Origin of the sequence: Hyphomicrobium sp. DMF-1, assembly GCF_027886585.1 — a bacterium.
In the GTDB taxonomy this organism is placed as follows: domain Bacteria; phylum Pseudomonadota; class Alphaproteobacteria; order Rhizobiales; family Hyphomicrobiaceae; genus Hyphomicrobium_C; species Hyphomicrobium_C zavarzinii.
Genome location: NZ_CP115706.1, coordinates 3,298,686 through 3,321,892, shown reverse-complemented (window position 1 = coordinate 3,321,892; position 23,207 = coordinate 3,298,686). Strand labels below are relative to the sequence as shown.

Sequence of the window (23,207 nt, the reverse complement as noted above, 5' to 3'; positions counted from 1 at the left end):
CGGATGCAGCTCACCGTCTGGACATACGAGGGACCGCCACACGTCGGGGCCATGCGTATCGCGACCGCTATGAAGGGCGTGCATTACGTTCTCCACGCTCCGCAGGGCGATACCTACGCGGATCTTCTTTTCACGATGATCGAACGCCGTGATCGTCGCCCGCCCGTGACCTACACGACGTTTCAGGCGCGCGATCTCGGGAGTGACACGGCCGAACTGTTCAAGACGGCGGCGCGGGAGGCCTATGAGCGCTTCCGCCCTGATGCGATGCTGGTCGGCGCCTCGTGCACGGCCGAACTGCTGCAGGATGATCCGGGCGGACTCGCGCGCGCGCTGGGCCTGCCAATTCCGGTCATCCCGCTCGAGCTGCCGGCCTATCAGAAGAAGGAGAACTGGGGCGCGGCAGAAACATTCTATCGCGTCGTAAGGGCATGCGCCGCGCCGCACGCGCAATCGCCCGCGGTGCAACGCCCCCGTCGTGCCGATGGTCTCAGGCCCCGCTGCAATCTGTTAGGACCAACAGCGCTCGGCTTCCGGCATCGCGACGATGTCGTCGAGGTGACAAAGCTGCTCGATGAGCTCGGCATAGATGTGCATGTGACAGCCCCGTTGGGCGCATCGCCTGCGGATCTGGCGAGGCTTGGGGACGCGGATTTCAACGTCGTCCTATACCCGGAAATCGCTTTGCCGGCAGCGAAATGGCTCGAGCGGACATTCAATCAACCTTACGTCAAAACCATACCGATCGGCGTGACGGCGACACGCGCTTTCATTGCCGAGGTGGCGAAGGTGAGCGGAGTTAGCCAGCCGATCGCCGAAACGGACTCCCGGCTGCCGTGGTATTCGCGGTCAGTCGATTCGACCTACCTGACCGGCAAGCGCGCCTTCATATTCGGCGATGCCTCGCACGCGCTTGCGGCCGCGCGCATTGCCTCCGAGGAGCTAGGCTTCAGCATCGTGGGTCTCGGAACCTACAGTCGCGAATTCGCGCGCGAGGTTCGGGAAGCTGCGGCGGGCTATGGGCTCGAGGCGCTTATCACCGACGACTATCTCGAGGTTGAGGCGCAGGTCACGGCGCTGCAGCCGGAAATCGTGCTCGGCACGCAGATGGAGCGTCACATCGCCAAGCGGCTCGGCATCCCGAGCGCTGTCATCTCTGCCCCGGTCCACGTGCAGGATTTCCCGGCCCGCTACTCCCCGCAGATGGGGTTTGAGGGTGCGAACGTCATCTTCGATAGCTGGGTCCATCCGCTGATGATGGGCCTCGAAGAGCATCTTCTCGGCATGTTCCGCGAAGATTTCGAGTTTCACGACGGCGCCGCGCCGTCCCACCTGGGTCACCACGATGCGGGGCCCGCCGAAGCGCCGCCGCCTGCGCCTGCTCCGATTTCGATCGGGTGGGCACCAGAAGCCGAAAAGGAGCTTGGAAAAATTCCGTTCTTCGTGCGCGGAAAGGCGCGCCGGAACACCGAACGATTTGCCGCCGAGAGCGGCGTCGCAACCATAACCCTCGAGACGCTGTACGATGCAAAAGCACATTTCAGCCGCTGAGCGCGTGCCGGTCCGCGTCGCCATCATCACGCTGGATAGTCACTTGGCAGGCGCGATCGAGCGGGCGCGCCCGGCGCTCGAGCGCGACATTCCAGGCTTCGAGATAACGCTTCATGCGGCAACGGATTGGGCACGCGACGCCGAAGCGCTCGCCCAGTGTCGCGCCGACATCGCACGTGCCGATTTCATCATCACCACCATGCTGTTCATGGAGGACCACATCAATCCCGTGCTCGCCGACCTTGCGGCGAGGCGTGACTCTTGTGATGCGATCCTGTGCGGCATGAGCGCCGGCGAGGTCATCCGCCTTACGCGTCTCGGCGGCTTCACCATGACAGGGTCCGACAAGGGCGTCCTGTCGCTTCTTAAGCGGCTACGCGGATCCAAGAAGGGCGCGACCTCGGGCGCCCAGCAGATGGCCGTTTTGCGCCGTATCCCGAAGATCCTGCGCTTTATCCCCGGCACTGCGCAGGACGTACGCGCTTATTTTATCGCGCTGCAATATTTGCTGTCGGGCTCTGAAGAAAACATCGACGCTCTCGTCAGATTCCTGATCGACCGTTACGCCGAAGGTCCTCGCCGCGTCCTCCGCGGTAAGCTGGAAGTGCCCCAGCCGGTCGAGTATCCCGACGTCGGCGTCTATCATCCCCGATTGGAGCGCCGCGTCGATACACGGGCGGATGTCCTTCCGTTGCCTGAAGGCCGAGTGATGGGCACGGTGGGCGTTCTCATCATGCGCTCCTACGTCGTGGCCAAAAACAGCGCTCATTACGATGGTGTGATCGCGGCGCTCGAAGCGCGCGGCTTGCGGTGCATCCCGGCATTCGCGACCGGTCTCGATGCGCGCCCCGCCATCGAGCAGTACTTCCTGAAGGACGGCCGGTCGACTGTGGATGCCGTCGTTTCTCTGACCGGGTTCTCGCTCGTCGGCGGTCCTGCATACAACGACGCGAAAGGTGCCGAAGAAATTCTCGCGCGCCTAGACGTGCCCTATGTCGCCGCGCACGCGCTGGAATTTGAATCCATCGAGCAATGGCAGGCATGCGAGCGCGGACTGATGCCCGTCGAAACGACGATGATGGTCGCCATTCCCGAGATCGACGGAGCGACAGGTCCGATTGTGTTCGGAGGGCGTTCGGAAATCGCCAAGAACGCGCGCGACATGCACGCCCACGGCGAGCGCGCTGCCATGCTCGCGGCGCGCGTGGAGAAACTGGTCGCGCTGCGGGCGAGCTCGCGGGCCGACCGCCGGATCGCGATCGTGCTCTTCAATTTCCCGCCGAACGCGGGAGCGACAGGCACGGCGGCCTTCCTGTCCGTCTACGAGTCTCTGTTCAATACGCTCACGGCGCTCAAGCAGGGCGGCTACACGGTAGACCTGCCGGACAGCGTTGAGGCTCTGCGCAACCGCATTCTCGACGGCAATTCATCGCGATACGGTGCAGCGGCCAACGTCGCCGCGCGCATAGCCGTGGACGATCATGTCAGGCGAGAGCGCTGGCTTGACGAAATCGAGGCCCAGTGGGGACCGGCACCCGGCAAGGTTCAAGCCGATGGGCGGTCGATCTTCGTGCTCGGCGCTCAATTTGGTAACGTCTTCGTCGGCATACAGCCGGGTTTCGGCTACGAAGGCGATCCCATGCGCCTGCTGTTCGAGAAGGGCTTTGCGCCGACGCACGCCTTCTCGGCGTTCTATCGCTGGCTGCGGGAAGATTTCGCCGCGCACGCCGTGCTGCACTTCGGCACGCACGGTGCGCTCGAATTCATGCCCGGCAAACAGTCGGGAATGTCAGCGGCATGCTGGCCGGACAGGCTGATTGGCGATCAGCCCAACTTCTACCTTTATGCGGCGAACAACCCCTCCGAAGGAACCATCGCCAAGCGGCGCGCCGCAGCCACGCTCATCAGCTATCTGACGCCGCCCGTCGGGCACGCCGGGCTCTACAAGGGTCTCCTCGAGCTCAAGTCTACGATGGAGCGCTGGCGCGGGCTTGCCCCGCACGAGGCGTCCGATCGCTCCGCACTGGTTTCCGCAATCCAGGCCCAGGCAGCAGAGCTCAACCTCGCCCCGGCAGAGCCGATTTGGAGCGATGGCGAATCCGAAGCCCACGTCGCTGCCTTGCAGGCCGCTGTTCTGGAACTTGAATACGAGCTCATTCCGCAGGGCCTCCACATTGTCGGAGAGCCCCCTAGCGTCGCAGAGCGCTTGGAGCTTCTTGGGCTGCTCTCTGAGACCGAGCTCGGAGCGCGGCTCAACGATCACGCGCTCGAAGCTTTGATCAACGGCGAACCGGCGAAGCGCGTCCTTGCTTTGTCCGGGTTGGCCAAAACGAGCGAGACCGTGCAGTCCCTGGGTTCACTCGCGAACACGGCGCTGCTGCTCGCCGAAGACCACGAAGTCGCCGCGCTCGTGACAGCGCTCGACGGTCGTTTCGTCCGGCCGACGCCCGCGGGTGATCTTCTCAGAACACCGGCCATTCTGCCCACCGGACGCAACATTCATGGGTTCGATCCATTCCGCATGCCAAGCGCATTCGCCATGGAGGACGGCCAGCGCCAAAGCGGAAAGCTCCTCGCGCGACACCTGGATGAGACTGGCAAGCTGCCGGAATCGGTGGCGATCGTGCTTTGGGGAACGGACAACATAAAAAGCGAAGGCGGTCCGATCGCGCAGGCGCTGCATCTCTTGGGCGCACAACCGCGCTTTGATTGCTACGGACGATTGACCGGTGCCGCTCTTGTTCCGTTGGCTAAGCTGGGCCGTCCGCGCATCGACGTCGTCATGACGCTCTCGGGGATATTCCGGGATCTCCTCCCGCTGCAGTGCAAGCTTCTCGCCGAAGCGGCCCTGCTTGCTGCCGAGGCAGAAGAGCCCCTGGAAATGAATTACGTGAGAAAGCACGCGTTGGCGTTTCTCGAAGAGCACGGCGGCGACCTGGAAACGGCAGCGCTGCGTGTGTTCTCGAATGCAGAGGGTGCCTACGGCTCGAACGTCAACCAGGTTATCGACGGCGCCCGCTGGACCGAGGAAGACGAGCTCGCCGAAGTTTACACACGTCGCAAGTGCTTCGCATACGGGCGCGACGGGAAATCGCGCCAGAACTCGACGTTGCTCAACGCAATGCTGTCGAACGTCGATCTTGCCTATCAGAACCTGGAATCGGTTGAGCTCGGCGTCACGACGGTCGATCACTACTTCGACACGCTCGGCGGCATTAGCCGATCCATACGTCGTGCCCGCGGCACCGACATCCCGGTCTACATCGGCGATCAGACGCGCGGCGAAGGCAAGGTGCGCACGCTGGCCGAGCAGGTAGCCATCGAAACCCGGACGCGCGTTCTCAATCCCAAATGGTACGAGAGCATGCTTCGCCACGGATACGAAGGGGTGCGTCAGATCGAAGCCCACGTAACGAACACAGTCGGGTGGTCGGCGACCACTGGTCAAGTGGCGCCGTGGGTCTACCAGAGCCTCACGCAGACTTTCGTCATCGACGATGCGATGCGCCGGCGGCTGGCAGAGCTCAATCCGGTCGCCTCTGCAAAGTTTGCGAACCGGCTGCTCGAAGCCCACGAGCGCAACTACTGGACGCCGGATGCCGAAACGCTGGCAGCCCTTCGCAAGGCCGGAGAAGAACTTGAGGATCGCGTCGAGCGTGTCGGCGGCATGGAGGTTGCGGCATGACGGCGGGTGTACAGACTCTCTACAGAGCAGCGAACCTCCCGAACCGCCCCGACGGCGAGGGCAGCGTTCAGGTCGCGCTCGATCCGAACGTCGCGATCGGCAACGCGCGGGTGTTTTCGATCTACGGTAAAGGCGGAATTGGCAAGAGCACCGTCTCGTCGAACCTGTCGGCCGCGTTCTCCAAGATCGGCAAGCGGGTGCTGCAGATCGGCTGCGACCCGAAGCACGACTCGACGTTCACGCTCACGAAGCGGCTGGTCCCGACCGTGATAGACGTCCTCGAGTCGGTCAACTTCCACAGCGAGGAGTTGCGCGTCGAGGACTTCGTCTACGAAGGCTACAACGGCGTAATGTGCGTCGAGGCTGGCGGGCCGCCGGCCGGAACCGGATGTGGCGGCTACGTCGTTGGGCAGACGGTGAAGCTTCTCAAGGAGCATCATCTCCTTGAGGATACCGACGTGGTGATCTTCGACGTGCTGGGCGACGTTGTGTGTGGTGGTTTCGCCTCACCGCTTCAGCACGCCGACCGGGCGCTGATCGTAACGGCGAACGATTTCGACTCCATTTTTGCGATGAACCGCATCGTGGCCGCAATCCAGGCGAAGTCGCGGAACTACCAGGTTCGCCTCGCCGGCTGCATCGCCAACAGGTCGGACGCGACCGACCAAATAGACCGCTTCAGTGACGCGATCGGCCTACGCCGCCTCGCTCTCATTCCGAGCCTCGACGTGATCCGCCGCAGCCGTCTCAAAAAGTCGACACTGTTCGAAATGGAGGACAGCCCGGAGCTTCGTGCTGTTCAGGCCGAATACCTCCGGCTCGCCGAAACGCTGTGGGCCGGAGCGCCCGCTTTGTCTGCGCAACCGATGAAAGATCGCGAGATCTTCGATTTCCTGGGGTTCGACTGATGCCTACGCTCTCATATCTCGAACGGCGCGGTGAGCTTGAGACGTATTTCGACCGCACTGCCGTCGATGCCTGGAAGAAGCTGACGTCCGACGCTCCGCTCGGTCGCATCCGTAAGCTGGTGCGCGCGGGACGCGACGAGATGCGGGCCGCGATCCTCTCATGGCTACCAGAGGATCTCAGCGGGTTGCGGATTCTCGATGCCGGCTGCGGCACAGGCGCGCTTGCGATCGAAATGGCGAAACGGGGCGCGGATGTCGTTGCCGTAGACCTCTCCTTGAGTCTCATCGAACTCGCACGCGAAAGATCGCTAGAAGCGTCGCCCGGCCGCGTGACGTTCGAGGTTGGCGACATGCTTCACCCCGGCTTCGGCCGTTTCGACCATGTCGTGTGCATGGATTCGCTGATCCATTATGCATCGAACGACATGGTCGAATCCTTGACGCGCCTAGCCGCACGGGCCGACCGCAGCCTCGTCTTCACCTACGCGCCACGTACGCCGATGCTGGCCGTCAAGCACGCGATCGGCCGCGCGTTTCCCCGCAGCGACCGCGCGCCTGCGATCGAGCCGGTTTCGTCTGGGAAGATTGAAGCGCTGATCGAGAAGGAGCCGCGGCTTTCGTTCGTCGAGGCGCGGCGCACGCGCCGGGTTCAGAACATGTTCTACATCTCGCAGGCATTGGAGTTGGCCAGGGTATGAAGCGTCTGAATGCGAGATTGGCGCGAGGCTGGGCACTTCTGGACCCACGCTTCCTGCCGTTCGCGGACGCCGCGACGGAGGAGTTGCCGCTAGGCCGGCTTCTTCGCCTCTCGCTGTTCCAGGTAGCCGTGGGCGCGGTTCTGGTTCTGCTCAACGGCACGCTCAATCGCGTGATGATCATCGAGCTTGGAATGCCGAGCGCACTCGTGGCCTTCATGATCGCGCTCCCGTTGGTATTTGCCCCCTTCCGCGCGTTGATCGGCTTTAGATCCGACCACCACAGATCCGTTCTCGGTTGGCGGCGCGCGCCGTACATCTGGTTTGGAAGCCTGCTCCAGTTCGGCGGCCTCGCTATCATGCCGTTCGCATTGATTGTCTTGTCGGGAGACGCGAATGGACCGGTTTGGATCGGTTATGCCGCATCGGCGCTGGCGTTCCTCCTCGTAGGTGCTGGACTGCATACCGCTCAGACTGCAGGGCTTGCGTTGGCCGCCGACCTCGCACCTGAGCGTGCCCGCCCGCGCGTCGTGGCGTTTCTCTATGTAATGCTGCTGTTCGGAATGGTCGCAAGCTCGATGACGTTCGGCGCGATCCTCAGCAATTTCTCTCAGGTAAAGCTGATCCAGCTCATTCAGGGTGTGGCGGTCCTCACGATGGCTCTCAACGTGACCGCCCTCTGGAAGCAGGAAATGCGTGATCCGTCGCGGACGGCGAGTGCCGCAGAGCGGCCTGTCTTCAGGGAATCTTGGCACGCGTTCCGCACCGGCGGCCGGTCCGCTCGCGTGTTGGTGGCAGTGGGTCTAGGCAGCGCCGGCTTCAGTATGCAGGACATTCTGCTGGAGCCGTACGGAGGCGAGGTCCTGATGCTGGGCGTAGGTGCCACGACTGCGCTTACAGCTCTGCTTGCCGCCGGAACGCTGGCCGCCTTCGCAATCGCTGCAAAGTCCCTAGAGTCCGGCATGGATCCCTATCGGCTGGCGGGATACGGAGCGCTCGTCGGCATCATCGCCTTCTCCGCAGTTATCTTCGCTGCGCCCTTCGATTCCGCTGCGCTGTTCCGGATCGGCACCGTGCTGATCGGTTTTGGCGGCGGCCTCTTCGCCGTCGGCACGCTCACCGCTGCCATGACTCTGGCTGAGGAAGGCCATAGCGGCCTCGCGCTCGGCGCATGGGGAGCGGTGCAGGCTACCGCTTCCGGCGTCGCGATCGCCTTGGGTGGCGGCATCCGGGACGTGATGTCGGGACTTGCGGTCAGCGGCAAGCTGGGCCCCGCCCTGGTCGGCCCCGCCGTCGGCTACGGCTTCGTCTACTACATCGAAATCATGCTGCTGCTCGTCACGTTGGCCGCGGTCGGCCCGCTCGTGCGGCCTCGCAGCGAGCAGCGCGGCCATTCTACGAGTTTCGGACTATCTGAGTTTCCCGGGTAAACCCAATCGCTAGGTGGAGAAAATGGAAAAGGGTGCCATCACGCAATACATCGACGTCGCCCAGGTCGTGCTCTACTTCTTCTGGGCATTTTTCTTGGGGCTGATCTGGTACCTGCGCCGAGAGGACAAGCGTGAGGGGTATCCCCTTGCATACGAGCGGATCGACACCGCGCCGTATCTGAACTTCCCCGCCATCCCGTCACCGAAGACGTTCTTCCTCGCGCATGGTGGATCGGTCGAGGCGCCACGCGCATCCGACCCGCAGATAGACTACCGCGCGGAGCCTGTGGCCCCCTTCATCGGGGCGCCGCTCGAACCCGTCGGAGATGCGATGCTTTCCGGGGCGGGGCCCGGCGCCTATGCGCTGCGCGCCGACACCCCGGATCTGACGCTCGAGGGTCTGCCGAAGATCGTTCCGCTCCGTATCGCATCGGGCGAGAAACTCGTGACCCACGCGACGCAGGGCACCGAAACCGCGCCCGAGCCGCCGAACTCCGGACATTACAAGCATTATACCTTGAGCCCGAGAGACCCCGATCCGCGCGGAATGACTGTGATAGGCGCGGATGGCCGGGCGGCTGGCACCGTTCAGGACGTATGGATCGACGTTTCGGAAGTTCTGATCCGCTATCTCGAAGTCGCGCTCACAGGAACCAATACGACGGTCCTTCTGCCGATGACGTTCTCTTCGATCGATGGCCGCCGCCGCCGGGTGAACGTCGATGCGATCCTCGCCTCGCAGTTCGCACAGGTCCCGAAGATCAAGACCGCGAACCAGGTCACCTTCCTCGAGGAGGAGCAGATCTGCGCCTACTACGGTGCGGGCACGCTTTACGCAACGCTGCAGCGTCGGGAGTCCTTGCTGTGAGAGAATTCGATAGCGAGCCCGTTCCTGGATTACCCGAGCACCTGCCGGAGGGAGAGCGTATCCTCTGGCAGGGGCGGCCGGAATGGGTCGCACTGGCGCGGCGCGCTTTCCATGTGAGCGGTGTCGCGATCTACTTCGTTGTTCTGGCGGTCGTGCTTGCGTGGCACGAGCTGTCGGCCAGCGGCACCACCCGCGATGCCGTGCAAGCTGCCGCCGGTGTTGTTCCGGGCGCGTTGGTGGCGCTCGCGCTTCTCGCCGCTCTTGCAGCCCTCACGACCCGATCGGCGCTCTACACGATCACCACCCGCCGTGTCGTCATGCGGTTCGGCATCGCGCTCCCGATCGTGCTCAACATTCCCTTCAAGCAAATCAAGTCCGCCGATCTCAGAGTGTATTCCGACGGCACCGGCGACATTCCGCTCGTCGTCAGCGCGCCAAAGCGCCAGTCGATGGTTGTCCTGTGGCCCCACGTACGGCCGTGGCGGGCCCGTGATCCCCAACCGATGCTGAGATGTATTCCCGACGCGTCTCGTGTCGCCGAGATTCTGGCTGCGGCGCTCCGCGTGGAGTTCCCGGACGCATTCGCCGTTCCTGTCCGCGTCGAGACGCCCGCGCCGGGTGGCGCGCCCGTGGCGCACGGACAAGCGGCAGCGTGAGGTCACCATGACAGATCATGTCGCAAATCGCTTCCCGACGCTCCCGCTCACCGGAGCAGGCGCCTTGATCTTCGTAGCACTCTGTGCCGTGGCCTTCGCGCAATTCTTCGATGTCGGCACAACGCGGCTGAGCGAGGATACGCCGCTCGAGCAGCGAGAGCTTCGCTTCATGGACCGCGCCGACGGCGCCGTTGCCGTCCACGCCGCCGGAAATGGCGAGCTGATCGCGCTGATGGAGCCGGGATCCAACGGCTTCATTCGGATCGTCATGCGCGGACTGGCGCGAGAACGGCAGTCCAAAGGCTTCGGCGAAGAACTGCCCTTCATGCTGACAAGGTGGTCGGATGGCCGCCTCACGATTTCCGACCCCACGACAGGCCGTAAGATCATGCTGACCGGGTTCGGGAAGGACAACGTCAATGCATTCGCAAAACTGCTTCTGGCTGGGAGTGAGGCGAAATGATTGCAGAACTGATTGCACCACGAGAACGGTTCGACGTGCTGTGCACGGTCGAAATCGAGAACACTTTTGAGAGCCTCCACGCTCACGTGGATCTCGATGGCAAGATCGCGATCGAGGTCGGTGACGAGGTTCTTGTGCATGGCGACGAGGTAACGGTGCCGTACGGCGAGAAGCTCGTGCTTCGCCGCCTCGCAACCGTCACGCGCGCCAACTGGCTCGATAAGGCCTGGACGCGCCTGCTCGCGCGTCTCGAGTTTACCGAGCTTTATGAAGTGAGCTTCTCGTCTGGGAGGAAGCTATGACCATTGAAACCATCGGCCGCCCGAATGACACCACCCTCGAGGCGCAGAAAAATACCATTCTAAGTCCGCGCTTCTATACAACCGACTTCGATGAGCTGGATGCCATGCAGGTCGACAGTGTTCGCGGCGAATGGGATTTGCTGCTGGCAGAGATGCGAGCCGATCCCAACAAGGGCCATTTCCGCCGCAACGCTGACTGGGACAAGATCGACCTCGAAAGTCTGCCATTGGGCTTGCAGAAGGAATTCCTCGACTTCCTCGTAAGCTCGCTGACGGCAGAATTCTCCGGGTGCGTGCTCTATGCGGAGATGAAAAAGCGCGGCAAGAACCCGGACATCGTCGAACTGTTCAAGTTCATGAGCCGGGACGAAGCGCGTCACGCCGGTTTCATCAACGATGCCTTGCGCGATTTCGGCATCGGGATAGACCTCGGTTTCCTCACCAAGACCAAGAAGTACACGTTCTTCCGCCCCAAGTTCATCTTCTATGCGACGTACCTATCCGAGAAGATCGGCTACGCGCGCTACATCACGATCTTCCGGCACCTGGAGCGGAATCCGGACCGCCGCTTCCACCCAATTTTCAAGTGGTTCGAGAAGTGGTGCAACGACGAGTTCCGGCACGGCGAAGCCTTCGCGCTGCTCATGCGCGCGAACCCGCAGTTCTTGTCCGGGATCAACAAGCTCTGGGTCCGCTTCTTTCTGCTCGCGGTCTACGCGACGATGTACGTCCGTGATCACGCGCGCCCCGAGTTCCACAAGGCGATCGGTATCGACCCGACGGACTACGACTACCGCGTTTTCTCGATCACGAACGAGATCTCGCGGCAGTGCTTCCCGGTCGTTATCGACATCGACAATCCGACATTCCGCCAAGGCTTGGACCGGCTCCACCGGATCAACGCCAGCATAGCGGAAATTGCGGATGCGACGGACGTAAAAAGCAGGGTGAAACGCGCGTGGCTCTCGGCGCGAGCCGCGGCCGTGTTTGGCCGGCTCTTCCTGCTGCGCCCGCTCGACAACACGCTGCCGGCTTCCAGTCACCTGTCACCGATCTGGTAGGAGTTCGCGTTGGATTTCGCCGCCGCCATCGCTCTCGTCGTGTTCGCCTGGTGGATCAGCACGGGCGCGGTTCTCTATCTCGTGGGAATGCCGCGCCTGACTTACCCGCTGACGATGGGCGCGATCACGCTTGCGCTAGCGATGGCGTTTTTTGGCCTGTGGGCGATCGGAGACATGCAGACGCCGGCCGCCGCGTATGGCGGATTCCTCTGCGGGCTGGTGATTTGGGCCTGGAACGAGTTGAGCTTTCTCACGGGCCTCGTGACCGGTCCGCGGACAAGCGAATGCCCGGTTGGCGCGAAAGGATGGGCGCGGTTCTCGGCGGCTGCCCAGACCGTCATCTACCATGAGCTTGCCATCGCCGCGTCTGTGCTGGTCGCCTGGCTCTTGACCTCCGGCATGCCCAACCAGGTCGGGCTGTACACGCTGTTGATTTTGTGGATCGCCCGCCTCAGCGCAAAGCTGAACGTCTATCTCGGCGTCGCGAACCTGACAGAAGAGTTTCTGCCGCCGCATCTGCGGTATCTGCCGAGCTATTTCCGCAAGCGCTCAATGAACTTCCTGATCCCGGTCTCGATCACGGTCGCGACCGCGACGACGGCGGTCCTGGCGCTGATGGCGTTCGAGCCCGGCGCAGACCCGTTTCAAGTCGCCGCATTCACGATGCTGGCCGCGCTGATGGCGCTGGTCGTCGTCGAGCACTGGTTTCTCGTGCTGCCGATGTCGCCGGCGGCAATGTGGAGCTGGGGCCTGGCGTCGCGAAGCGAAGACGATGGGTCGCCGGCAGTAGCAACGAAATTTGCAGAACCTGCCCCGATCGCGCGTCGCGCACCCGCTTTGCGGCAGAAACTCGGAATCAAGACGTCATGACGTCGGGAGGGAAAGATGACCTACAATAATATCTTCGAGCGGCATCTGGATCAGCTCCATCAGGAAGGGCGCTACCGCGTGTTCGCCGACCTGAAGAGGCGTCAGGGCAGCTTTCCCGTTGCCGATCATTATTCCCAGTCGGGACGTCGCGAGATTACCGTGTGGTGCTCAAACGACTACTTGGGCATGGGCCAGCACCCAAAGGTCGTAGCGGCAATGCACGAGGCGATCGACACGGTCGGCGCCGGATCAGGCGGCACCCGCAATATCTCGGGCACGACCCACTATCACGTCGAGCTCGAGCAGGAAATTGCCGATCTGCATGGCAAGGAGGCAGCGCTCCTGTTCACGTCGGCCTACGTTGCCAATGACGCGACGCTCTCCACGCTCGTCAAGCTCATTCCTGGCACGGTCATTTTCTCCGACGAGAAGAATCACGCGTCAATGATCGCCGGCATTCAGCATGGTGGCGGCGAGAAGGTCATCTTCCGCCACAACGATCTCGCAGACCTCGAAGCAAAGCTTCGCAAGTACCCCAAGGGCACCCCGAAGATCATCGCCTTCGAGAGCGTCTATTCTATGGACGGCCACATCGCGCCCCTCGGATCCATTGCAGACTTGGCCGAGAAGTACGGCGCAATGACCTATCTCGACGAGGTGCATGCCGTCGGCATGTACGGCCCACGCGGCGGCGGCATTGCGGAGCGCGATGGCGTCATGGACCGCATCGATATCGTCAACGGCACGCTTGCCAAAGGCTTCGGCGTGATGGGCGGCTACATCGCCGCAAGCGCCGCCTGCTGCGATGCAATTCGCTCGTTCTCTTCCGGATTCATCTTCACGACGTCGCTCGCTCCGGCAATTGCCGCCGGTGCCCTGGCCAGCATTCGCCATCTGAAGTCGAGCACGGTCGAGAGAACGTCTCATCAGGAGCGGGCCCGGCGCCTCAAATCTATGCTCAAGGCGCGGCGCTTGCCTGTTATCGACAACCCGAGCCACATCGTCCCGGTTATGGTCGGCGACCCAACTCACTGCAAGGCCGTGACGGACGTCCTGCTGCGGGAGTACGGCGTCTACGTCCAGCCGATCAATTATCCCACAGTCCCCCGGGGAACTGAGCGGATGCGCTTCACGCCGTCGCCCGTTCACAGCAACGTGCAGATGGATCAGCTCGTTGACGCGCTCGAGACGCTCTGGATGGCGTGCCCGGTGGCCAATGGCACGTACGTCCGTCTCGCCGCCGAATAAGGAACGGCCTGCAGCACCATTGTTTACTCAAGCGGGTATTGGGGGCGCAGTCACGCATTCGCGCGCCCCGCTTGCACTGCCGTCAAGCGCCAAGAGCGCCGGCCACGAGAACACCGATCTCGCTCAGCGTCCCTCATGCACATCCCTCATACAGTCATAAAAACGGCGGCGACCGGAATGCGGGCGCCGCCGAGTTGGATGCACGTTCAGGGGAATTTCGATGAACCGCCGGAGTCTGTGGCCGGGCGTCTCACCGAGTTGCTACCGGAGCGATGAAGAGCTGATCGCTCCGGTTGCGGGTGTGAGCCGTAGATGCCTCCGCACCTGGGCTTAAGGCGTATAGGTCGTGGGTCCGAGGCCGTGCTTCAGGCCCCAGTCGTACCAGTTGTCGACCACGGTTCCGGTGAGCAGGATGCCGATGCCGCCGGTGAGCGGGCAGAGCACCGCGAACCACCAGGCCCAGCGATGGATCGACTCCGCCGTCGCGTTGAAGCCCATCGTCCACCTCCAGAACAGCGCGCCGCGCTCGAAGGCAGTGCCACGATCCGTGATCTGCTCGAGCTCGCGATCGCCGCCGTACCTGCTTATGGCGAGCACGGTTGCACCATGCATCGCAAACAGAAGTGCCGACCCGTAAAGGAAGGCGATCGAGAGCATGTGGAACGGATTGTAGAAGAGGTTGCCGTAGTCGAGTGAGAGCTGGTTCGTCCAATCCAGGTGCCGGAAAATTCCGAACGGAACTGCATGATGCCAGCTTCCCATCAGGATCGGGCGAATGAAACCGAGCACGAGATAAAGCCAGATGGCCGCCGCGAAAGCCCAGGCGACGTGAGTGCCCATCTTGAGGTCGCGCGCTCGTTTGTACATCCGCACCCACCACAGCAGGATCGATGTTGTGAGGAAGAAGCCCGCCATGAGCCACCAGCCGCCTTCCTTCAGCGGCGGCAGGATCGTAAGGCCGTGCTTGGCAAGTGGCGGTTCGAGCGACAGCCAGAAAAGCCTGCGCATGAACTCGATCGGGCTCCAGTTCACGGACGCCAGCATGTTGAGGCCGATGATTTCGATCGCAATCACGCCGCACACGATCGACAGGAAGCCGGTCGTGCCGAGGTGAATGGGGCCGACCTGCGCATCGCCGATCTTACCCAGCCAATAGGAAAAGAAGGGCTGGCCTTGGCGTGGCCAGAGTCCCATGCGTGCGGGCACGCCGAACTCCACGGGACCTCTGACCTGTACCTGATGGAAGATGTTCTGATATTGGGTCATTTGTCGTTCCTCGCATCAAGACCAGATCGGAATTTTGAGCCACCAGTCCCACCAGTTGACCCAGGCATCGCCTTCAGCCCAGAGCGGGCCGCTAATGATGATGCACACGGCGCTGAAGAACACTGCGGACAGTGCAAGGAAGAGCCCAAGCCGATGGATGCCGACAGTGCCGATGGAATAGCCGATGGTATCCCGGAAGAACGTGTTTTCATGGTCGGGCGTCTTCACGGGCTCGTTTTCAATTCCGTGGCGGCCGGGATTGACGGCCGACAGGATGACGCTTCCGTGCAGCGCCAGCGCCAGGCACGTCGTGAAGAAGAACGTGATGGCGATCATGTGCGCGGGATTGTAGTGGAAGTTTCCGTAGGTGTAGCCCGTGTTAGACACCCAATCGAGATGACTGATGATGCCGTACGGGAAACCATGAGACCACGATCCCATGAGAACCGGGCGGAATACCACGAGCGTCACGTAGGCCAATATGGCGAACGAGAAAGCGATCGGGACGTGATACCCGATGCCGAGCTTCCTGCAGATCTCAACCTCTCTCAACGCCCACGAAACGAATGCGCCGATCGCGCACACGGTGACGATCTGCCAGATTCCACCCTGCTTGAGCGGGGCGAAAGACAAGCCGAACTCTGGCGGCGGTGGATTGACGCTGATGCGCCAGATGCTCCACGTCGGTCCAAGCGATGCCTCGAAGAGGATCATGGCCACGCCGACCATCGTGAACAGTATTGTCGTAACCCCGAAAAAGCCGACGTAGAACGGTCCCACCCAGAAATCGAACAGATCTCCGCCGATGAGAGTGCCACCACGGACGCGGTATTTTCTCTCAAAGCTTAACATTGCCATCGGTGGTCCTCCCCGATTGCGTTAGGCGCTATGCCAATCTTCCAAGCCGGTTGAGTTACGGACGGGCCCCGCACGATGGGTCAAGGCCACCGGAAGGGCCGCGTCCGTGGCGCTAGCCGGCGTTAAACCGGCTTCACCGGAAGCTCGATTGCGGCCTTCGGTGCGGGTGCCGCGCCGGGGCCATCGAGCCAGTTGAACCTGTTCGTGCTGAGCAAGATGAAGTGAATGATCAATGCCAGCGCGAACAGAAACGTGAAGAGTGCGACCAGCGTACGCCGCGGATCGAACAGAAGCCAAAGTCGCCACATGTCCATTTCCTCCTATGTGGCTAGCGTGGTGATCAGAGTAGCCACGTTCGTCAGGCCGTCCGTCAGAGACGAGTAGCCTCCGGGTCCGGGCAGCCAAGGGCGCCACATCCAGACGAGGATGTGAGCAATGATCGCGACGATCGTGAACAGGATGAAGCTCGTCATGAATATCGAGTGGAATTCCTTCGCTTCCTGTTCAGTCAAACCGGATAAAGATCCGGCCCGCCTGTCATCTACTGCCATTCTCAGTTCTCCCTTCGAGTTCCTCCTAGTCGTTACCGCGCACGTCCGCGCGGCTGGAGTGACCGCCTGAGTTTCAGGCGGCCCTTTCGTCCGGAGAACGTCTCCGGATGAAATGCTCGCCTAGCCCTTGAAGGCGTAGGCCGTGCAGGTTCCCGCTGCTCCCCAGGCTTGTTGCAGGAGCGTGAGCGGGGGTCTCATGTCGCGCGTTGACGTTCGCCAACTCGGCGGCAAAAGACGTTCTATGAATCCGGCCAGCAGGAAGACGATGAAACAAACGCCGAATATGAGGCGGTACTCAAGGCTCTCGCGAGAAACGTGGCGCGCGTGAGTCGTGGCTTCTCTCAACAACGTGTCTGCCATTGCGACCTCCCAGTAGAACCATGTGAGCCGACGGAACACGGATGCTTCGGCGCCTGTGCCTTGGATGGAGAAGGCCGCGCCGTTGAAGGAGTGGGCGGTGAGAGCCGGGGAGACTTCATAGGGAGTGGCCCTCCATGAGCGCAGCATGAGCCTGGCCAACTCTGGCTGCGGTCACACGCCCCTCACCGGCTTGACGCACACCTCTCTCGGCGGCGTCGCGAAGACGCTTGGCTGCAGAGATGCGCACCAGCACCGGGTGAGCTTCGAGAATGTCGTCGAGAGCGGTCTTCGCCTCCTCGTCCCATGGAATTTCGGGAGCAAGGCGCGCCGGAGTCGCTTCGACCTTGTCGAGATCGGTTCCCAGCGGAAGGATGTTGAAGAGAGCATCGAACAGCGCGTTGCAGACCTCCTGCAGGAGGTAGGTCGCCCCGGCGTATCCCATGAAAGGTGTGCCCGTGTGCCGGCGCACGATGGCGCCGGGGAACGACGCTGGAACGAAGATCGCCTTAGCGCCGGCTTCGGCTAAGTACATGCGCTCGTTGAAGCTGCCGAAAAGGACCAGCGGGGGCTTCTCTCGCACGGCTCTTCGCACCGAGTCGTTGTCGGTTTTGCTTCCAGCCGACCGGGCGAAGGCAAAGGTGCAGGGCAATCCGAGCTCGGTTTCGAGAAAATTGCGCACGCCGCGCGCATAGGTCTCGTTTGCGACGATCGCGAAGGTCGCTGTGCCGAAGAAATCCTGCGTCACGGACCGCCAAAGATCCCAAAGCGGCTTGATCGTCGTATGCTTCTCGCGCTCGATGAAGGGTTCGGGATCGAGGCCGGTCAAAGCGCCGAGTGTCTGCAGGAACTTCGTTGTCGAATGAAGACCGATCGGGGCCTGCAGGTAAGGCCGCTCGAGCGCCTCGCAAAGCATGCGTCCGTATTCACGGTACATGCACACGTTGACGTCCGCGTCGACCAGCTTGCCGACATCCTCGAGATGGCTTCCGAGGGGAAAAACCATGTTGATCTCGGCGCCGATTCCTTCGATCAGACGCCGGATCTCAGCGAGATCGGAGGCGGTATTGAACGTACCGTAGATCGGGCCGATGATGTTGACACGGGGCTTTTCGCCCTCCTTGCGCGGCTTGCGCTCGGGGATTTTTTTGCGCCCATACTGCGTCCACAGCCAATAGATGGCGCGATTGGCGCTCTGCCACTGATCCTCGTCGATCGTGCGAGGCAGGAAGCGTTGTATGCTGGTTCCTTCGGGCGTCACACCGCCGCCAATCATCTCGGCAATCGACCCTGTCACGACGACGGCCGGCAGATCGTGATCGAGCGTCTTGTGCGCGCGGCGCATCGCGTCTTCCGTGCCGGTCTGGCCGAGCTCCTCTTCGCCCAATCCGGTCACGACGATGGGCAGCTCGTGCGGCGGCAATGCATCGGTGTAATGCAGAACCGAGGTGACGGGCAGGTTCTCGCAGCCGACAGGTCCGTCGATAATGACCTGAAGGCCCTTTATGGCCGTGAAGGCATAGACCGATCCCCAGTATCCGCCTGCGCGATCGTGGTCGAGGATGAGCATCAGATCATCTCCTCGGCCTTGCGTTTCTTTGCCTCTTTCTCGAGGCGGCGGCGATACTCGGCCCGGAACTGCGGGCGCTCCTTGGGAACCTCCTGCCAAACTCCGGCAGTGAAGCCTTCGCCCACGCCCTCGAAGAAGGCTTTCATGGTGTCGAAGCGCGCCTTGCCCGCGATGGCGGCGTTGACGACTTGCGCAAGCGATCCGGCCCCGGCGATGCCCATCAGCGGCCGCGCGGAAATGAGGTTGGTGAAGTAGAGCCCGGGGATGGCTTTCTGCTTGGCCATCTGAACGACCGGCGTCGTCCCAATGGCAAGGTCGGGCTCGAACTCCTCGAGCGCAGCCAGATCTTGCTCGAGCGAAGCCCTGCATGCGACCCGCACGCCTTTGCTCGAAAGCCAATCGCGATCGGCTTCGGACCATTTCGTTGCCGGACACGCGGTGCCGACGTAGCGAAGATCCGCGCCGCTTTCGACGAGCAGTCGCGCCACGAGAAGCTCAGAACCCTCGTAGCCGGAGAGCGTGATGCGTCCTTTGATCGGCTTGTTCGATAGAGCCCCGTGGATCGCGGGCAGAATCCGGTTTTTGGCTGCCGCGATCCGTTCGGCCGGAATCTCGCAGGCGGCGCCAATGGCATCGAGCCAATCGGCGGTTCCGTCGGCGCCCACCGGAGCCGATCCAACGACCGGTCGCCCGGCGTGCTCGAATTCGCGGATCGAGGCGGTGTAGAACGGATGGATCGCCGCGACCGCCGCGCAATCCAGGGCACCATAGAGCTCGCGCCACTCTCGCGTAGGCACCACCGGCCCAGCGGCAAGACCGAGCGGTTCGAGCAGCATGCCGATGCCGATCGGATCGGCCGGGAACATCTCACCCAGCATCGCCACGGTGGGACGGGCGCTTCTGCCGCCGCGCGGAGCCTGCACCGGGCCCTGTTCGGCTTCGGTGCGCGCATACTTCAGCATCGCCCCTGCCAGCACGTCCTTCGCTTCCGCGTGGGTTGGAACGCCGAAGCCCGGCACGTCGATCCCGATGATGCGCACGCCGTCGATGTTGTCCGGCAGCAGCTTCAGCGGCACGCCGGACGCGGTGGGCACGCAAAGATTGATGATGACGACGGCATCGTAGAGCGCCGGATCTGCAAGCTTGTAGACCGCCTCCCGGATATCCTCGAACAGCTTCCCTGTGACGAGCGTCTCGGAGTTGAACGGCACATATCCCACGGAGCGCTTGGCTCCATAGAAATGCGATGTGAAAGTGAGGCCATAAACGCAACATGCGGACCCGGACAGCACCGTAGCCGTGCGACGCATCCGCAGGCCGACCCGGAGCGATCCGAAAGCCGGGCACATGCTCTGCGGCTGGTCGTGCGGACCGGCCGGATAGTCTGCGGCGTAGCGTTCAAGCAGTTCGCTGTTTCCAGCCTTCTCGGCCGCACGCCGCATCTCTTGCTTGCCGGCATGACAGCCGACGCCATCACCTTGGGTCGCCGCGAGATTTATCGGCGGCGCATCTTCTCTCGGCGCCGCGAGATCGGCATCGTTGCTTAAGGCGGCTTCGCCGGCGCGATCATAGATGACCTCGCCGCTCTCATGTGGCGTCGACGATTGATCTGGCAGGCGGTCAGTCATGGGTGTGACCGGTTCCCTGGTTCAAACGGTGTCGTAAAAAACTTCGAGTGAAGGCTTCGTGATCGCTATTCCGCCGCGCATGTCTTCCTGCGACGCGGGTTCGAGCACGACGCCGCGGCCCACCGCATCGCCCTTGAACAGTCCGAGAAGCTGGTCTTGCGAAAGGGGATGCGGCCTCACGGGCGGTGCTTCGGCGACGTTCAGCGCCAGGCCTTCGAACAGCGGAGCCCAGTGAGACTCGGGCCGCCCGATGATTTCGTAGTTCGCGCTCTTCTTGCGGATGTCGTCGTGTGCAGGAATGGCTGCGAGGATCGGTATGCCGACCGATTTGCAGAACGCCTCGGCTTCGCCGGTGCCGTCATCCTTGTTGATGACCATTCCCGCCACGCCCACGTTGCCGCCGAGCTTGCGGAAGTATTCGACCGCCGAGCAGACGTTGTTGGCCACATAGAGCGATTGCAGATCGTTGGAGCCGACAACAATGACCTTCTGGCACATGTCGCGGGCGATCGGCAGGCCAAACCCGCCGCAGACGACGTCGCCGAGAAAATCGAGCAAGACGTAGTCGAAGCCCCACTCGTGGAAGCCTAGCTTCTCGAGCAGCTCGAACCCATGAATGATGCCGCGCCCGCCACAGCCTCGCCCGACTTCCGGGCCTCCGAGCTCCATGGCGAACACGCCGTCGCGCTTGAAGCAGACGTCGCCGATCTTCACGTCCTCGCCGGCAAGCTTCTTCTTCGAAGAGGTCTCGATGATGGTTGGACAGGCGCGTCCGCCGAACAGAAGCGATGTCGTATCGCTCTTCGGATCGCAGCCGATCAGGAGCGTGCGCTTGCCTTGCTGCGCCATCATGTAGGAGAGGTTCGCGAGAGTGAAGCTTTTGCCGATACCGCCTTTGCCGTAGATGGCGATGATCTGTGTCTCCTTGGTGGGCGGCGACGTCGACACGGGGTCGGGCTCGATGGCCGCCTCGGCTCGCAGGAAATCCTGCACGGCAAGCTTCCCCGGCGTGAACGATATGTTTCCGCAGCCGCTCATTGGCAGGTTCTCCAATCCAGGATCATCTTGAGGCAAGCCGGGTCTTCGAAAGCCGTCAGGTAGGCAGCCTGCGCGTGCTCCGGCTGATGGCGATGGGTGATCAGGCTGGCGAGCGAAAGCCGCCCGGTCTCGACGAGCCCCTTCACCGCGACGAGGTCGTCGGGTTGCCACTCCGCTGCGACTCGAAGCCGAGCCTCTTTCATGAAGGCGCCGGGGAATGCGAACGAGATCGGATCGGCGTAGAAGCCGGCGAGAACGATCTCGCCGCGCGGAGCGAGCCGCTCGATGAGCTTATCTATGATGCTGCAGCTTCCGCTGACGTCGTATACGGAACTATAACGCCGCGCCGGTTCGGACGAAGGGTCCTCGACCTGATAGCCAGACGAGCCGGTTCTGCGATCTGGATTTGTCTCCCAGACGATCGGGTTGCCGCCGAGGGCAAGGGTGAGGCGCGCGAGCAACCGGCCCAGAACGCCATGACCGACGATGAGGTCAGGCAGGCTTCCGCCCTTGATTGCATGGTAGGCGGTAGCTGCGAGCGCAAGCAGGATCCCCTGCTCGCCGATCTCGTCTCCGATCTCGACGACACGGTTGCCAGGCACCACGAGCCGCGATGCGGCGCCGCCGAAAAGCGCATTCACGTCGCTGAAGCAGCGCGCACCCGGAACGAACACGCGCACGCCGGTCTCGTGGCCGGACGCCGATCCGGCAGCCGCGACGCGACCGACGGTTTCATAGCCTGGAACGAGTGGATATCCCATGCCGGGGAATGGCGGCATCCGGCCGGACCACAGCAGGCGTTCGGTGCCGGTGCTGATGCCGCTCCATTCGACATCCACCACCACGTCCTCGTCGCTAGGAGCACGCAAGCGCAGGTGGCTCAGCGCCAGCTGCCTTGGTTTCTCGAGAACGATCGCGATGCTGTCCATTGCCATGTTCCGCGACGTTTTGGGTGCCGACAGTGTTCTGTCACCCAAGCTCAGTTGGTGTATGTTGGGACGGACAACACAAAGTGTCAAGCAAACTATACAGTCAATCCGGTCTTCGCCGCTATTATTCCGGTGCCAAGCACGCCGCGTCCGCGCATGTGTGTCACGTCACGAAAGCCTGCATCCTTGCAAAGGCTCTCTAATTCGCCTCGTGTGCGGGCACGGCCACGCCCCATCGCCATAAGATAGAATCCGAAATAGGCCGCACCCATGCGCTCGCCTGCATCCGGGTCTGACATCGCCTCTGCAATGAGAAGGGTGCCGCCCGGCGTCAACGCGGCGCGGGCATTGCGTAAAAGGCGCAAAACTTTCTCGTCCTCATGATCGAGCGCTACCCTCACGAGGGTTATGAGGTCGGCCCCACCCGGAAGTGTTTCGCGGAAAAAATCGCCTTCGTGGACCTGGCACCTTTCATCGATCCCGCGTTCTCGAAGGTAGGCGATTGCACGCTGCGCGACTGCCGGCAGATCGAAAAGCTTGAAATGCAGGCCAGGCGCGCGCTCGGCCGCCGCGGCAATGAATGCGCCTTCTCCACCGCCGACATCCATCAGCACGCGATGCCGGGCCACGGGATAGGCGTCCAGAACTTCGGCAGCAACCAGCGGCTGGGACCGCGTCATCAGAATGCTGTAGGCCTGCACCTCTTCCGGCGCCAGGGCGACGGGTTGTGCGCTGCCTGCGTAGGCCCAGTAGCTGGATAGCCCCGTGTTCCGCGCCTCGTTTCGCAAGAGCGCCAAAGGATCGGAGAGATCCCGATAGAGCACCGAATGATGCTCTATCATTTGTGTCAGGGCCGGATTGTTGGCGAGGGCGGCGCCGAGCGCGCCTAGTCCATAGCGTTCGCCATGTCGCTTTTCGAGAAGCCGCAAGGCCGTTGCGGCGGTTGCAAGCCGGTCGCACGCCTCGGGACGAAGGCCGCTCCGCGATGCGATCTCCGGGATCGTGAGCGGCCCCTCGAGCAGCAGATCGAAAAGCCTGAGCTGGACGCAGGCGGAAAGGATTTGCGAATAGACGAAGCCGGCGCAAAGGTCGAACAAGGCGCTGGCTCTGGCGCGCGCGATAGGCCGCGACAGGGGAAACGCGGCAGCAGCGGACTGGAATTTCTCGCTTGCGAGAAGGCGGTCGCGCGCCCGCAGCAGGCGATCCATAAGGCCGGATCTCGGAGCGCTCTCTTGCACGGCATGTCCGAGCTTGGAGTTTCGGGCCACACTTG

Annotated in this window: 21 protein-coding genes; 12 read left to right on the top strand and 9 right to left on the bottom strand. The window is 62.5% G+C overall.

Annotation, left to right across the window (positions count from 1 at the left end):
• Positions 1-3: 3 nt before the first annotated feature.
• From bchB to hemA, 12 genes are read left to right on the top strand one after another with little or no spacing between them, the layout of a single operon-like run.
• On the top strand, positions 4-1,551 hold the full coding sequence (gene bchB / locus PE058_RS15275; protein ID WP_271028802.1) for a ferredoxin:protochlorophyllide reductase (ATP-dependent) subunit B: 1,548 nt from the start codon (positions 4-6) through the stop codon (positions 1,549-1,551).
• Positions 1,526-5,236 (top strand): magnesium chelatase subunit H, encoded by a 3,711-nt coding sequence (locus tag PE058_RS15270; protein WP_271028801.1) that lies wholly within the window; start codon positions 1,526-1,528, stop codon positions 5,234-5,236. Before bchB ends, PE058_RS15270 begins: the two co-directional genes overlap by 26 nt.
• Positions 5,233-6,144, top strand: coding sequence for a ferredoxin:protochlorophyllide reductase (ATP-dependent) iron-sulfur ATP-binding protein (gene bchL, locus PE058_RS15265; protein WP_020086068.1), 912 nt, complete (start codon positions 5,233-5,235; stop codon positions 6,142-6,144). Before PE058_RS15270 ends, bchL begins: the two co-directional genes overlap by 4 nt.
• A complete protein-coding gene (bchM, locus tag PE058_RS15260) occupies positions 6,144-6,842 on the top strand; it encodes a magnesium protoporphyrin IX methyltransferase (protein WP_271028800.1) in 699 nt (232 codons plus the stop codon). Before bchL ends, bchM begins: the two co-directional genes overlap by 1 nt.
• On the top strand, positions 6,839-8,269 hold the full coding sequence (locus PE058_RS15255; RefSeq protein ID WP_020086070.1) for an MFS transporter: 1,431 nt from the start codon (positions 6,839-6,841) through the stop codon (positions 8,267-8,269). The genes bchM and PE058_RS15255 overlap by 4 nt, the downstream gene beginning before the upstream one ends.
• Before the next feature lie 22 nt (positions 8,270-8,291).
• Positions 8,292-9,137, top strand: coding sequence for a PRC-barrel domain-containing protein (locus PE058_RS15250; RefSeq protein WP_271028799.1), 846 nt, complete (start codon positions 8,292-8,294; stop codon positions 9,135-9,137).
• On the top strand, positions 9,134-9,793 hold the full coding sequence (gene puhB, locus PE058_RS15245; RefSeq protein WP_020086072.1) for a photosynthetic complex putative assembly protein PuhB: 660 nt from the start codon (positions 9,134-9,136) through the stop codon (positions 9,791-9,793). The genes PE058_RS15250 and puhB overlap by 4 nt, the downstream gene beginning before the upstream one ends.
• Before the next feature lie 7 nt (positions 9,794-9,800).
• Positions 9,801-10,256, top strand: a complete 456-nt coding sequence (gene puhC / locus PE058_RS15240; RefSeq protein WP_026868050.1) for a photosynthetic complex assembly protein PuhC — start codon at positions 9,801-9,803, stop codon at positions 10,254-10,256.
• A complete protein-coding gene (locus PE058_RS15235; protein WP_051113812.1) occupies positions 10,253-10,558 on the top strand; it encodes a hypothetical protein in 306 nt (101 codons plus the stop codon). The genes puhC and PE058_RS15235 overlap by 4 nt, the downstream gene beginning before the upstream one ends.
• Positions 10,555-11,619: a magnesium-protoporphyrin IX monomethyl ester (oxidative) cyclase gene (gene acsF, locus PE058_RS15230; RefSeq protein WP_020086075.1), complete on the top strand. Its 1,065-nt coding sequence runs from the start codon at positions 10,555-10,557 to the stop codon at positions 11,617-11,619. Before PE058_RS15235 ends, acsF begins: the two co-directional genes overlap by 4 nt.
• A gap of 9 nt (positions 11,620-11,628) precedes the next feature.
• The gene (gene puhE / locus PE058_RS15225; RefSeq protein WP_020086076.1) at positions 11,629-12,489 is read left to right on the top strand and encodes a putative photosynthetic complex assembly protein PuhE; all 861 of its coding nucleotides are present in this window, start codon (positions 11,629-11,631) and stop codon (positions 12,487-12,489) included.
• Positions 12,490-12,504: 15 nt separating this feature from the next.
• Positions 12,505-13,737 carry a 5-aminolevulinate synthase gene (hemA, locus tag PE058_RS15220; RefSeq protein WP_271028798.1) on the top strand — a complete coding sequence of 411 codons (1,233 nt, stop codon included), beginning with the start codon at positions 12,505-12,507 and terminating at the stop codon, positions 13,735-13,737.
• A 330-nt stretch (positions 13,738-14,067) separates the two neighbouring features.
• Here hemA and pufM read toward each other — a convergent pair whose 3' ends face one another.
• The 9 genes from pufM to PE058_RS15175 form a co-directional block, all read right to left on the bottom strand.
• Positions 14,068-15,003 (bottom strand): photosynthetic reaction center subunit M, encoded by a 936-nt coding sequence (gene pufM, locus PE058_RS15215; RefSeq protein ID WP_271028797.1) that lies wholly within the window; start codon positions 15,001-15,003, stop codon positions 14,068-14,070.
• A gap of 15 nt (positions 15,004-15,018) precedes the next feature.
• Positions 15,019-15,861: a photosynthetic reaction center subunit L gene (gene pufL / locus PE058_RS15210; RefSeq protein ID WP_020086079.1), complete on the bottom strand. Its 843-nt coding sequence runs from the start codon at positions 15,859-15,861 to the stop codon at positions 15,019-15,021.
• 122 nt (positions 15,862-15,983) lie between these two features.
• The gene (gene pufA, locus PE058_RS15205) at positions 15,984-16,169 is read right to left on the bottom strand and encodes a light-harvesting antenna LH1, alpha subunit (RefSeq protein ID WP_026868052.1); all 186 of its coding nucleotides are present in this window, start codon (positions 16,167-16,169) and stop codon (positions 15,984-15,986) included.
• A 12-nt stretch (positions 16,170-16,181) separates the two neighbouring features.
• Complete coding sequence (gene pufB / locus PE058_RS15200) at positions 16,182-16,412, bottom strand: light-harvesting antenna LH1, beta subunit (RefSeq protein WP_020086081.1); 231 nt, start codon at positions 16,410-16,412, stop codon at positions 16,182-16,184.
• 475 nt (positions 16,413-16,887) lie between these two features.
• Entirely contained in the window at positions 16,888-18,339 is a 1,452-nt protein-coding gene (gene bchZ / locus PE058_RS15195) for a chlorophyllide a reductase subunit Z (protein WP_271028796.1), read from the bottom strand.
• Positions 18,339-19,967 (bottom strand): chlorophyllide a reductase subunit Y, encoded by a 1,629-nt coding sequence (bchY, locus tag PE058_RS15190; protein ID WP_020086084.1) that lies wholly within the window; start codon positions 19,965-19,967, stop codon positions 18,339-18,341. The genes bchZ and bchY overlap by 1 nt, the downstream gene beginning before the upstream one ends.
• A 21-nt stretch (positions 19,968-19,988) precedes the next feature.
• The gene (locus PE058_RS15185) at positions 19,989-21,005 is read right to left on the bottom strand and encodes a chlorophyllide a reductase iron protein subunit X (protein ID WP_271028795.1); all 1,017 of its coding nucleotides are present in this window, start codon (positions 21,003-21,005) and stop codon (positions 19,989-19,991) included.
• The gene (gene bchC / locus PE058_RS15180) at positions 21,002-21,934 is read right to left on the bottom strand and encodes a chlorophyll synthesis pathway protein BchC (protein WP_271028794.1); all 933 of its coding nucleotides are present in this window, start codon (positions 21,932-21,934) and stop codon (positions 21,002-21,004) included. Before bchC ends, PE058_RS15185 begins: the two co-directional genes overlap by 4 nt.
• A 95-nt stretch (positions 21,935-22,029) precedes the next feature.
• Positions 22,030-23,202: a methyltransferase gene (locus PE058_RS15175; protein WP_271028793.1), complete on the bottom strand. Its 1,173-nt coding sequence runs from the start codon at positions 23,200-23,202 to the stop codon at positions 22,030-22,032.
• Positions 23,203-23,207: the final 5 nt, after the last annotated feature.